The 11,040-nt window shown below is 63.5% G+C and carries 10 protein-coding genes; 6 read left to right on the top strand and 4 right to left on the bottom strand.

The genetic code is table 11. The features are described from left to right. Positions 1 to 185 precede the first annotated feature (185 nt). On the top strand, positions 186 to 1,847 hold the full coding sequence (locus ACVOK8_RS18865; RefSeq protein WP_481568152.1) for a glycoside hydrolase family 43 protein: 1,662 nt from the start codon (positions 186 to 188) through the stop codon (positions 1,845 to 1,847). Positions 1,848 to 2,276: 429 nt separating this feature from the next. Here ACVOK8_RS18865 and ACVOK8_RS18860 read toward each other — a convergent pair whose 3' ends face one another. From ACVOK8_RS18860 to ACVOK8_RS18845, 4 genes are all read right to left on the bottom strand, one after another. Further along, positions 2,277 to 3,635 (bottom strand): aminotransferase-like domain-containing protein, encoded by a 1,359-nt coding sequence (locus ACVOK8_RS18860; RefSeq protein WP_481568151.1) that lies wholly within the window; start codon positions 3,633 to 3,635, stop codon positions 2,277 to 2,279. 198 nt (positions 3,636 to 3,833) lie between these two features. Continuing rightward, positions 3,834 to 4,400, bottom strand: coding sequence for a DUF6436 domain-containing protein (locus ACVOK8_RS18855; RefSeq protein ID WP_481568150.1), 567 nt, complete (start codon positions 4,398 to 4,400; stop codon positions 3,834 to 3,836). 35 nt (positions 4,401 to 4,435) lie between these two features. Then, positions 4,436 to 4,720: a hypothetical protein gene (locus ACVOK8_RS18850; protein WP_057627610.1), complete on the bottom strand. Its 285-nt coding sequence runs from the start codon at positions 4,718 to 4,720 to the stop codon at positions 4,436 to 4,438. A gap of 48 nt (positions 4,721 to 4,768) precedes the next feature. Continuing rightward, positions 4,769 to 6,181: an aminotransferase-like domain-containing protein gene (locus ACVOK8_RS18845; protein WP_481568149.1), complete on the bottom strand. Its 1,413-nt coding sequence runs from the start codon at positions 6,179 to 6,181 to the stop codon at positions 4,769 to 4,771. A 182-nt stretch (positions 6,182 to 6,363) separates the two neighbouring features. On the opposite strand from ACVOK8_RS18845, the gene cyoA reads away from it, so the two are divergent. The 5 genes from cyoA (at position 6,364) to ACVOK8_RS18820 (ending at position 10,962) form a co-directional block, all read left to right on the top strand. Then, positions 6,364 to 7,263, top strand: a complete 900-nt coding sequence (gene cyoA / locus ACVOK8_RS18840; protein WP_481568148.1) for a ubiquinol oxidase subunit II — start codon at positions 6,364 to 6,366, stop codon at positions 7,261 to 7,263. Between the two features lie 5 nt (positions 7,264 to 7,268). Then, positions 7,269 to 9,251, top strand: coding sequence for a cytochrome o ubiquinol oxidase subunit I (gene cyoB, locus ACVOK8_RS18835; protein WP_303748706.1), 1,983 nt, complete (start codon positions 7,269 to 7,271; stop codon positions 9,249 to 9,251). Next, complete coding sequence (cyoC, locus tag ACVOK8_RS18830; RefSeq protein ID WP_282271767.1) at positions 9,248 to 9,877, top strand: cytochrome o ubiquinol oxidase subunit III; 630 nt, start codon at positions 9,248 to 9,250, stop codon at positions 9,875 to 9,877. Before cyoB ends, cyoC begins: the two co-directional genes overlap by 4 nt. A gap of 2 nt (positions 9,878 to 9,879) precedes the next feature. Beyond that, a complete protein-coding gene (cyoD, locus tag ACVOK8_RS18825) occupies positions 9,880 to 10,212 on the top strand; it encodes a cytochrome o ubiquinol oxidase subunit IV (protein WP_312368997.1) in 333 nt (110 codons plus the stop codon). Between the two features lie 75 nt (positions 10,213 to 10,287). Continuing rightward, positions 10,288 to 10,962 carry an SCO family protein gene (locus ACVOK8_RS18820; protein ID WP_481568147.1) on the top strand — a complete coding sequence of 225 codons (675 nt, stop codon included), beginning with the start codon at positions 10,288 to 10,290 and terminating at the stop codon, positions 10,960 to 10,962. Positions 10,963 to 11,040 lie beyond the last annotated feature (78 nt).

Below are 11,040 nucleotides of genomic sequence, written 5' to 3'. Positions count from 1 at the left end.
CCCCGCCGCCCCCCCGACACTGACCCACCCCCGCCTCTACACCCCCCCACCACCCGGGGCTCCGTGGGGGCCCCCAACCCAACCCCCCCCGCCCACCCCGATGTTGATTGGGCAGACGGCACTCCACCAGCATTGGCGTTAACTGCTAGATTCCAAGGCTTCTCCAAGCCTGGACAAAGCCGCCCATGCGTAGTCGCCTGCTGTGGATGTTGCTCTGCCTGCTGGCACCGGCCAGCAATGCCGAAGTGCTGGTGCACTCGATCAGCTACCAGGGCAATGAACGGCATGCGCCGTTGGCGACCGGCAATTACCGCAACCCGATCCTGCCCGGCTTCTACCCGGACCCGTCGATCGTGCGCGCTGGCGATGACTTCTATCTGGTCAACTCCACGTTCGGCTATTTCCCCGGCCTGCCGATCCACCACAGCCGCGACCTGGTGAACTGGACACAGATCGGCAATGCCATCGACCGCCCCAGCCAGATCAACTACGGCAAGGACGAGCTCACCCGCGGCCTGTTCGCTGCCTCGATCAGCCACAAGGACGGCCGCTTCTACATCGTCAACACCTGTTTCTACTGCGACAGCGGCAACTTCCTGATCCACGCCGACAATCCGGCCGGGGCATGGTCGGACCCGGTCTGGCTGCAGGTGCGCGGCATCGATCCTTCCCTGTTCTTCGATGCCGATGGCAGTAGTTGGGTCGTGCACAACGATGTGCCCGATGGCGAGCTGCGCTACGACGGCCACCGTGCGATCTGGTTGCAGCAGATCGATCTGACCAGCGGCAAGGCCATTGCTGAGCGGCGACTGCTGGTAGATGGCGGTGCCGCCCCTGTCAGCAAGCCTGAACACATCGAAGGCCCACATATCTTCAAGCACGACGGCTGGTACTACCTGACCGCCGCAGAAGGCGGCACAGGCGAGCAGCATGCGCAGATGATCTGGCGCAGCCGCCGCCTGACGGGTCCGTATCAGGCTGGCCCCAACAACCCGGTACTGACCCAGCGCGACCTCGATCCCAAGCGCGCCAATCCGGTGACCTCGGCTGGGCATGCGCAGTTCGTGCAGCTGGCTGATGGCAGCTGGTGGACCGTATTCCTTGCGACCCGACCGTATCGCGGCAATCAATACAATCTCGGCCGCGAAACCTTCCTGCTGCCGGTGCAATGGCACGAAGGCTGGCCGCAGGTGCTGCCACGCGGCGCCGAAGTACCGCTGCAGCTGCCGCGCCCGCAGATTGCTGGCGCGAACGCGACTGTCACCGATAGCGCCGTATCCACCTGGACGGAAAACTTCAGCGACGCGAAGCTGCCGCCACAATGGCTAACCCTGCATCCACCGCAGCGCGCGTGGTTCAACACAGGCGCTGGAGGGTTGAAGCTGCAAGCCGGCACGACGCCGCTGGGCGCCGAGGGTGCAGAAGAACAGGCCCACTATCTGGGACATCGCCTTCAGCACCATCGCGCGACCCTGGATATGCAGTTGTCGGCCGAGTCTGTGGCTGATGGAGAGTTGGCAGGATTGGCCTGGCTGCAGAACGAGCGCTATCACTATGTGCTGGGCATTGAAGCCAGCAACGGTGCGCGCCGGGTAGTTCTGTACCTGCGCGCCGGCAAGGATTCGCCGGAGACAGGGACGCTGCTGGCGCAGAAGAATCTAAGCGGCGCTGGCGATAATACGGGCCTGCGATTCACCCTGGATGGAGCACGTGCGCAGGCATGGTTCTCGCCACAACCCGGGCAATGGCAGCGTGTAGGTGAAGCGCTTGATGCGAGCTTGCTCAGTACCGACACCGCAGGTGGATTCATCGGCAGTACGTTTGGTGCGTACGCATTGAAGCGGTGAGCAGAACTGGAACTGACCGCAGCGCGCGTCTGCCCCCTCCCTTTGCCGCAGGCAAGGGGAGGGTTGGGGAGGGGTGCTGTTCGCGGTTGATCTGCGGTTGATGCATTGCCAGCTTCGCGGCTTACGCCGCTCCTGCAGCATTGCTTGTAAGGCCCCTGCCGAGCATGGCTCGGCACTACGCTCCCTCCCTTTGCCGCAGGCAAGGGGAGGGTTGGGGAGGGGTGCTGTTCGCGGTTGATCTGCGGTTGATGCATTGCCAGCTTCGCGGCTTACGCCGCTCCTGCAGCATTGCTTGTAAGGCCCCTGCCGAGCATGGCTCGGCACTACAGTCGCTGCATTGCTTGTAGGGCCTCTACCGAGCATGGCTCGGCACTACAATTGCTGCATTGCTCACAAGGCCTCTGCCGAGCATGGCTCGGCACTACCGGTTCATGCCGCGTTGTTTGAATCTGGGGCATCTACCAGTTGGTTGATGCGGCGCAAGGCGCTTTGCAGTTGGCGCCTATTGCTTGCCTGCCCCAATGACAGCCTGAAGCCTCGGCTGCGTTGCGCGCCATCCGGCCGGAATGCCGATGACGGCGAGATCGCCAGGCCCTGCAGTTGGGCGGCGCGCACGAAGCCAGCATCGGTCCAGGGCTCGGGCACGCTGCACCATGCATGCAATCCAGCTGCCTGCACTTTCAATGAAGGCACCAGCAGGTGTGCCGCGAGTGCGGCGCGTTCGCGCGCTTCATCCAACACCTGATTCAACAATGCCGTTGCCGATCCATCCAACAGCATCTGACTGACCAGTGCCATCACCAGTGGATGGCCCATCAAGCAGATCGATCGCAATGCCGTCGCCAATCCTTCAGCGTGCCGCTCCGACGGACAACGTACGAAGGCAGTACGCAGACCGGGACTGATCGCCTTCGACAACGTCGATACGTAATACACATGTGCCGGTGCCAGCGCCGCAATCGGCGTTGGCTTTTCCACAGCATGATGCCAATACGGATCATCTTCGATCATCAACAAATCCAGCCGCTGCAGCACACGTGCCAGCTCAACACGTCGCTGCGAGGGAATCGTCAGCGCCGTCGGGTTGTTGCAGCTGGGGTTGAGGTAAACCATGCGTGCCCCACTCTGCCGCGAGGCACGCTCCAACGCCTCCGGGCAAATCCCTTCCGCATCACCATCGACCGGCAGCAAGCGTCGCCCCAATGATCGTGCCGCCTGCAGCAAGCCGGGATACACAAGGTGATCGCAAAGAATCACCTCGCCTTCCTGGGTCTGGCTGATCAGGATCGAGGCCAGTGCCGACTGCGCGCCTTCAGCCACCACCAATGCCGTATCGGCAACATCGCCCAGCATCGGCTGCAGCCAGCTGGTCGCCGCGTGCCGGTCGGTCGGGCTGCCGCCAGCAAGGTGATACGTCATCAGGTTGGGCGCATTGCTGCGTGCAAGCACGGCGGCTGCGCCACGTCGCAAGGCATCGTTCAAGGCCAATGCATCTGGCACCGGCGGCACATTCATGCTCAGGTCGACTGGTTGGCCGAAGGCTGCTTTCGGTGGTGCGATGAAACTGCCCTGTGGCCCGCGCGCTTCGATCAGGCCGCGTCGGCGTGCTTCATCAAACGCACGCGTCACCGTGGTCAGATCGATGCCGAGTTGCTTGGCCAATGCGCGCTGCGATGGCAGGCGATGACCGGGCACCAGCTCGCCGGTGTTCATGCTGCGCTCGATGCTGTTGACGATGCGCAGGTAGATCGGGCCGTTGCTGCGCAGCGCGCTGTCCATCCAGTTCATCGCCAAACCCCATATTTAACGGCAAAAACTGCGACATCCTGTCGCACCATGTATGGACGATGTAGCCACGTATTGTTTACATCAGCGGCGGGTGCCTGCTCCCAACCATCGGTCGGTTGGAGCGGGTGCCCGCTGTTTTTTTTGCGCGGACAAAACGTCCACGCACGCTGGCGCGCATGCAGATTCATCAGCAGCGGATCAAGATTTGTTTTGCCAAGGGCAGTAACAGCCCACCGCCAGCAATCCGCGTGGGCGCACCGTCTGGCCATCGACCAGCTTGTCGAGGATGGGCTCGACAAAGCTATTGGCCGAATTGCAGACCATGCCGATGCTGTACGGGCCGGCGTAGGCCAGATGCCCTTGCCTGTCCCAGATCGCAACCGCAGGGCTGACCGGAATATGTTCGGCGCCTTCAATCGTCGGCAGCTCCTGCAAACGACCACGCAGATACTCGGGCAGCTCACCTGTCGTGCCCGGGCGGCGCACCGCGTAGAAATCGATGTTGGCGCGGCGGTACATGCTGATCAGGTAGCTCAGGTGCGCGCCGGTTTCGCGGTTGCAAACCTTGCAGGCCGGGTCCCAGAAATGCACGACGCGGATGCGCCCATTCGCGCCAGCCAGTTCCAGCGGCAGCTTGAGTTGGGTGTCGTCGAAGACGATGGCCTGCTCGGCGAACGTGGCCTGCTCACTGAGGCCGAAGTACTGCCATAGGGCTATCGCGATACCGGCCATCAACACGCAGCCCGCTGCGATCCACAGCCGCATCCCTCGCCGGCGCGGCGATGCGCCGTTGGGCGGGCTCACGAGGCGGCGTCCGCGCCGAACTTGTGCTCGTACTGTTCCAGCATCTCGGCGCAGGAATCGGCCTGGGCGCGGCGGTAGATCTCGGTACGCTCCGGCGCGCGGCTGCGCTGCAGGCACTGCTCGATGGCCGCGCGCTCACTGGCCTGCACATCGGCGGTCTGCGGCCGCGAGCAGACATAGACCAGCGACGCCAGCGCCAGCACCACGAAACCGGCGCAGCCCAGCATCACCAGATGAAACTTCAGCTTGTCCCGACGCACAGCAGCTACCCGCATATCCATACAAGATATGCAATGTATCACTTTTGTATGGATATGACCGGAGGCCGGTCAGACAATCGCCTGCGTTCGCGTCTCAGGCGCAGCCGAGATGACCTCGGTCAGCTTGGTCAACGCCGCCGCCAGGCTGTGCTGATCCACCGCCCCGCCCAGGGACAGGCGGATGGCATTGCCGGCCTGCTCCTCGATGCTGAAGGCCTCCGAGCTGGCGATGCCCAGACCCTGCGCCTGCGCGGCCTGGATCAGCCGGTACTGGTCCAGCCTTGGCGGCAACGGCAGCCACACATGCAGGCCGGACGGGTGCGCCTGATAGGGCTTGGGCAGGATGCGCGCGGCAATCTGCTGGCGCTGGCGCAGCTCCTGCTGGAAGCGGCGCACCATCTCATCGGCCTGGCCGCTGCGGATCCAGTGCGAGGCCACCGCCACCATCGACTGGGTCGGCATCAGCGCGATTGAGCGCAGGGCGTCCAGCAGCGGCTCCATTGGCTCGCCCGGCGGCACCACCAGGTAGGCGGTGCGCAGGCCCGGCGCCAGGCACTTGGACAGGGTGGAAACGTAGTAGACCGGCGCGTCCGGGTGGCTATCCACCGCCAGCGGCGGCGCCGCGTCGGCGGCCAGCAGCCAGTACGGATCGTCCTCCACCACCGCCACGCCATGGCGGCGCGCAATCGCCAGGATGGCGGCGCGGCGGGCCTGCGACATGGTCGCGGTGGTCGGGTTCTGGATGGTCGGGATCAGGTAGATCAGGGCCGGCTTGCGCTGCTGGCAGGCCGCTTCCAGCGCGTCCGGCAGCATGCCTTCGGCGTCCATGGCGATGGAGACGATGCCCCGCTGCAGCACGCGGGCGGCGGCCAGCAGGCCCGGATAGGTGAGCTGTTCGGCGGCGATCAGGTCACCCGGCTGGGTCTTGGCCAGCACGATGGCGCATAGCGCGGCCTGCGCGCCGGGGCAGATCACCACCCGCTCGGCGGAGACGCTGCCGAGGATGGGCGCCAGCCACTGCACAGCGGCGGCGCGGTCGTCGCGGGAGCCCGCGCCGACGTGGTAACTCATCAGCTCGCCCTGCCCCAGCTGCTGGCTGAGCTGCTGGAAGCCGCGCTCCATGCTCTGCGCGAACGGGCTGCTGCCCAGCAGCGGCGGGATGTTCATGCTGAGGTCCACCGAGGTGGCGCTGTTGCCGGCCGACATGGCGATGAAGGTGCCGCCGGCGCCCTGCGCGTCGAGCAGATCGGACTGGCGCAGCTCGGCGTAGGCACGGGTGACCGTGGTCAGGTCCACGCCCATCAGCTGGGCCAAGTCGCGCTGCGGCGGCAGCCGGTCGCCGGGTTGCAGCACACCATCGTCCACGGCGTCGCGTACCTGCTGGGCAATCTGCAGGTAGAGCGGACCGGTGCCCTCGGCGAAGGGACGGACCCAGGTCCGGTTGGGCTTTTTCAGGCGTCGGCCTGCGGCTGGCTGCTGCATCGGGTGAACCTTCCCTGCTTTGTACGTGCACCAACCCATACAATGATGTATCTTGTATGGACTTGACTGGATCGGCAATCCTTTTGTAGGCACCGCCGTACGGACAGTGTAGCCGCTCCCGGCCTATGCGCCGGGCATCGGCGGTCCCCGCTCAAGAGCTCCTTCAACACGGTCGACCTTCAATGAATATCTGCTGGAAACGCATCCGCCCAGCGCTGGCCGCTTTGGCATGCGTGGGCCTGTCTGGCTGCAACTGGGTACTACTGGACTCCAAGGGCGACGTGGGCATTGCCCAGCGCGACCTGATCATCATCTGCATCGCCTTGATGCTGATCGTGGTGATACCGGCCATCGTGCTGACCTTCGTGTTTGCCTGGCGCTACCGCTCCGGCAATACCAAGGCCAAGTACATGCCCGATTGGGCGCACTCCACCAAAGTGGAAATCGTGGTCTGGGGCGTGCCCCTGATCATCGTCGCCGTGCTCGCCGTGATCGTGTGGAAATCCACCCACGAGCTTGACCCTTACAAGCCGCTGGATATTCCCGGCGAGCCGCTGCATGTGGAAGTGATCGCCACCGACTGGAAATGGGTGTTCGTCTACCCGGACCTGGGCATCGCCACGGTCAACCAGCTCAACTTCCCGGCCGGGCAGCAGCTGGCCTTCGACATCACCTCCAACTCGACGATGAATACCTTCTTCATCCCGCAGCTCGGTGGGCAGATCTATGCGATGGCCGGCATGCGCACGCAACTGCACCTGGTGGCGAACGAGCAAGGCAAGTTCGACGGCATGTCGGGCAACTACAGCGGCCACGGCTTCTCCAACATGAAGTTCGTCGCCACCGCGATGAGCCAGCCGCAGTTCGATGACTGGGTTGCGCAGGTGCGGCAGTCGCCGGATCAACTGAGCTTCGACGAATTCAAGCGCCTGGCCGCGCCGACGCGTAAAGAACCGGTGCGCCACTTCGCCAGCGTCGAGCCGCTGCTGTTCAAGAAGGTGATCGACCAGTTCATCGGCGTGGGTGAGAACACCGCGGCCACGTCCGGCCACAACGCAGAACCCAAGGCCTCCCAGGAGTAATGAGCATGTTCGGTAAGTTGACGTGGGACGCCGTGCCGTTGCACGACCCGATCGTCGTGGTGACATTGGCGGGCATGGTGCTTGGCGGCATCGCATTGCTCGCCGCCGTCACCTATTTCAAGTTGTGGGGCGTGCTGTGGCGCGACTGGTTCACCACCGTGGACCACAAGAAGATCGGCATCATGTACATCGTGGTGGCGCTGGTGATGTTGGTGCGCGGCTTTGCCGATGCACTGATGATGCGCGCGCAGTTAGCCGCGGCCGGCCCCGGCAGTGATGGCTTCCTGCCACCGGAGCACTACGACCAGATCTTCACCGCGCATGGCGTGATCATGATCTTCTTCGTGGCCACACCGTTCGTGGTGGGCCTGATGAACATCGTGGTGCCGCTGCAGATCGGCGCGCGCGACATGGCCTTCCCCTTCCTCAATGCTTTCAGCTTCTGGATCTTCGTGGTCGGCGCTGCGCTGATGATGATCTCGCTGGGCCTTGGCGAGTTCGCGATGACCGGCTGGGTGGCGTATCCGCCGCTGTCCGGCATCGAGTTCAGTCCAGGGGTAGGTGTTGATTACTACATCTGGGCGTTGCAGGCCTCCGGTGTCGGCACATTGCTGACCGGCGTCAACCTGTTCATCACCATCCTGCGCATGCGTGCGCCGGGCATGACCTTGATGAAGATGCCGGTGTTCACCTGGACCGTGCTAGTCACCAGCGTGATCATCATTGCCGCGTTCCCGATCCTGACCGTCGCCCTCGGCGCGCTCACCCTGGACCGCTACCTGGACTTCAACTTCTACACCAATGACCTGGGTGGCAACCCGATGATGTACGTCAACCTGGTGTGGGCCTGGGGCCACCCGGAGGTGTACATCCTGGTATTACCGGCGTTCGGTATCTTCTCCGAGATCACCGCCACGTTCTCGCGCAAGAAGCTGTTCGGCTACAAGTCGATGGTGGGTGCAACGCTGGCGATCGGCATCCTGTCGTTCGTGGTGTGGCTGCACCACTTCTTCACCATGGGCTCCGGTGCCAGCGTCAATGCCTTCTTCGGCATCATGACGATGATCATTGCGATCCCGACCGGCGTGAAAATCTTCACCTGGTTGTTCACCATGTACGGCGGCCGCGTCGAGTTCAGCGTACCGATGCTGTGGACCATCGCCTTCCTGGTCACCTTCACCATCGGCGGCATGACCGGCGTGCTGCTGGCCATCCCGGGCGCAGACTTCCTGCTGCACAACAGCCTGTTCCTGGTCGCCCACTTCCACAACACCATCATCGGTGGCGCGCTGTTCGGCTACCTGGCCGGCTTCGTCTACTGGTTCCCGAAGGTGTTCGGCTTCACCCTCAACGAGCGCCTGGGCAAGTGGTCGTTCGCCTGCTGGATCATCGGTTTCTACCTGGCCTTCATGCCGCTGTACATGCTGGGCTTCATGGGCATGACCCGGCGCATGAACCAGTACGACAACCCGGCGTGGACGCCCTACCTGATTGCCGCCTTCGTCGGCGCACTGTTCGTGTTCGCAGGCATCGTGCTGATGCTGGTGCAGATCTACGTCAGCATCCGCGACCGCAAGCAGAACCAGGACATCACCGGCGACCCGTGGAATGCGCGCACGCTGGAATGGCAGACGCCCTCGCCGCCGCCGTTCTACAACTTCGCCGTGGTGCCCAAGGCCGACACCCTGGACGCCTTCCACGAAGCCAAGAAGCAAGGCCTGCCCAAGCCGCCCAAGCACTACGCGCCTATCCACATGCCGCGTAACACCGGCGTACCGCTGATCCTCAACATCTGGATCCTGGCGCTGTGCTTCGCCTTGATCTGGCACATCTGGTGGCTGGCCGGTGCGAGCTTCGTGGCGATGATCGTCACCTTGATCGTGCGTTCCTACGACGAGGACGTGGATTACTACGTCAGCGCCGAAGAAGTGGCCGCCATCGAGAACCAACACCAGAACAAGCTCAAGCAGCACAGGGTGATTGCATGAACATCATGTCCAACGTCGCCGTAGACAACGCACAGGCGGCCGAGCACAGCCATGACGACCATGGCCACGACCAGGGCGGCATGAAGGTCTTCGGCATGTGGGTCTACCTCATGTCCGACCTGGTGCTGTTCGGCTCGCTGTTCGCCTCCTACGCGGTGCTCAGCAACGCGTATGCGGGTGGCCCGACCGGTGCCGAGCTGTTCTCGCTGCCGTTCGTGCTGGTGGAGACCTTCCTGCTGCTGGTATCCAGCATCACCTACGGCCAGGCCGTGCTGGCGATGCACCGCCAGGACAAGCGCGCGGTGCTGACCTGGCTGGGCGTGACCTTCGCACTCGGTGCCGGCTTCATCGGCATGGAAGTGTATGAGTTCAACCACCTCATCCACATTGGCGCCGGCCCCACCACCAGCGCCTACCTGTCCGCGTTCTTCGCGCTGGTTGGCACGCACGGCCTGCACGTGGCCAGCGGCCTGATCTGGATGGCGGTGGTGATGCACCAGGTGAAGCGTCGCGGCCTCACCCCGACCAATGTCACCCGCATCTCCTGCCTGAGCCTGTTCTGGCACTTCCTGGACCTGGTCTGGATCTGCGTCTTCACCTTTGTCTATCTGATTGGAGTGTTCTGACCATGTCCGACAACGACACCTCCCGCGCCGGCAGCGGACATGGCTCCACCAAGTCCTACCTGATCGGCTTCGTGATCTGCGCCGTGCTCACCGTCATCCCCTTCCTACTGGTGATGAACCCGACGCTGTCGCGGCCGCTGACGATGGCCCTGCTGGTCGGCTTTGCCGTCGTGCAGATCATCGTGCAGCTGGTGTACTTCCTGCACATGAACCGCTCCTCGGAGGGCGGCTGGAACCTGGCCAGTTTTGTTTTCACCCTGGTCATTCTTTTCATCGTGGTAGCGCTCTCCATCTGGATCATCTGGAGCATGCACTTCCACATGATGGTCAACTGACGCACGCGACGGGCCGGCACACACTGCCGGCCCGTCGCATGTAGTTCGGCTGTCCGTCCTTCATCGACCATAGCCATGTCCCGCACCAACACCCCCGTCACCGGCCTCGCCGCACTGGCCCGCAAACTGCACCTGTCCACCATCGCGATAAGCGCCGCCACCGCGCTGCTGGTCGCCTGCGCCGCAAAGCCCAAGGTGGATTTCTACGGCAAGGACATCGCCTGCGAAGCCCTCGGCCAGCAATGGACGATGCCCGACAGCACAGGCGTAAGCCGCAGCCCGGCCGACCTCAACGGCAAAGTGACGTATCTCTTCTTCGGCTTCACCAGCTGCCCCGATGTCTGCCCCACCACCATGGTGGAGTTGAACCGCGTGAAGCACCTGATGGGCTCGGACGCCGACAAACTGCAGGTGATCTTCGTCACCGTGGACCCGGCACGCGACACGCCAGCTGTTGCCGAGACCTATGTAAAAGCGTTTGACCCAACTGCGACTGCGTTGGTTGGTGACGATGCGCAACTCGCCGCAATGGCAGCATCGTTCAAAGCCTTCTACGACCGCGAAGAAGGCAAGCACCCCGGCGCCTACTCGATGAGCCACACCGCAGGCGGCTACGTATTCGACCGCGAAGGCCGGCTGCGCTTGTTCGCGCCCTACGGCATGCCGGTAGAGCAGCTGTTTTCAGATGTGCAGCGACTAACGCTGGAGCCAACACGCCCCAACCCAGCAATCTGTGACACAACCGGATAGCCCCGCCCCCGCATGACCAAAGCCCCTCACCACCCGGCGCGAGAGGGGGTGGGGTGAGGGCAGCACAAAACCACCCAC

Source organism: Stenotrophomonas sp. STEN083 (genome assembly GCF_056759195.1).
Note: the sequence above shows the minus strand (reverse complement) of the source record. Positions and strands in the feature narration are given on the sequence as shown.

Coding starts and splice junctions, on each gene's coding strand:
- ACVOK8_RS18865 (WP_481568152.1), top strand. CDS start 186: ATGCGTAGTCGCCTGCTGTGGATGTTGCTCTGCCTGCTGGCACCGGCC.
- ACVOK8_RS18860 (WP_481568151.1), bottom strand. CDS start 3,635: ATGAACTGGATGGACAGCGCGCTGCGCAGCAACGGCCCGATCTACCTG.
- ACVOK8_RS18855 (WP_481568150.1), bottom strand. CDS start 4,400: ATGCGGCTGTGGATCGCAGCGGGCTGCGTGTTGATGGCCGGTATCGCG.
- ACVOK8_RS18850 (WP_057627610.1), bottom strand. CDS start 4,720: ATGGATATGCGGGTAGCTGCTGTGCGTCGGGACAAGCTGAAGTTTCAT.
- ACVOK8_RS18845 (WP_481568149.1), bottom strand. CDS start 6,181: ATGCAGCAGCCAGCCGCAGGCCGACGCCTGAAAAAGCCCAACCGGACC.
- cyoA (WP_481568148.1), top strand. CDS start 6,364: ATGAATATCTGCTGGAAACGCATCCGCCCAGCGCTGGCCGCTTTGGCA.
- cyoB (WP_303748706.1), top strand. CDS start 7,269: ATGTTCGGTAAGTTGACGTGGGACGCCGTGCCGTTGCACGACCCGATC.
- cyoC (WP_282271767.1), top strand. CDS start 9,248: ATGAACATCATGTCCAACGTCGCCGTAGACAACGCACAGGCGGCCGAG.
- cyoD (WP_312368997.1), top strand. CDS start 9,880: ATGTCCGACAACGACACCTCCCGCGCCGGCAGCGGACATGGCTCCACC.
- ACVOK8_RS18820 (WP_481568147.1), top strand. CDS start 10,288: ATGTCCCGCACCAACACCCCCGTCACCGGCCTCGCCGCACTGGCCCGC.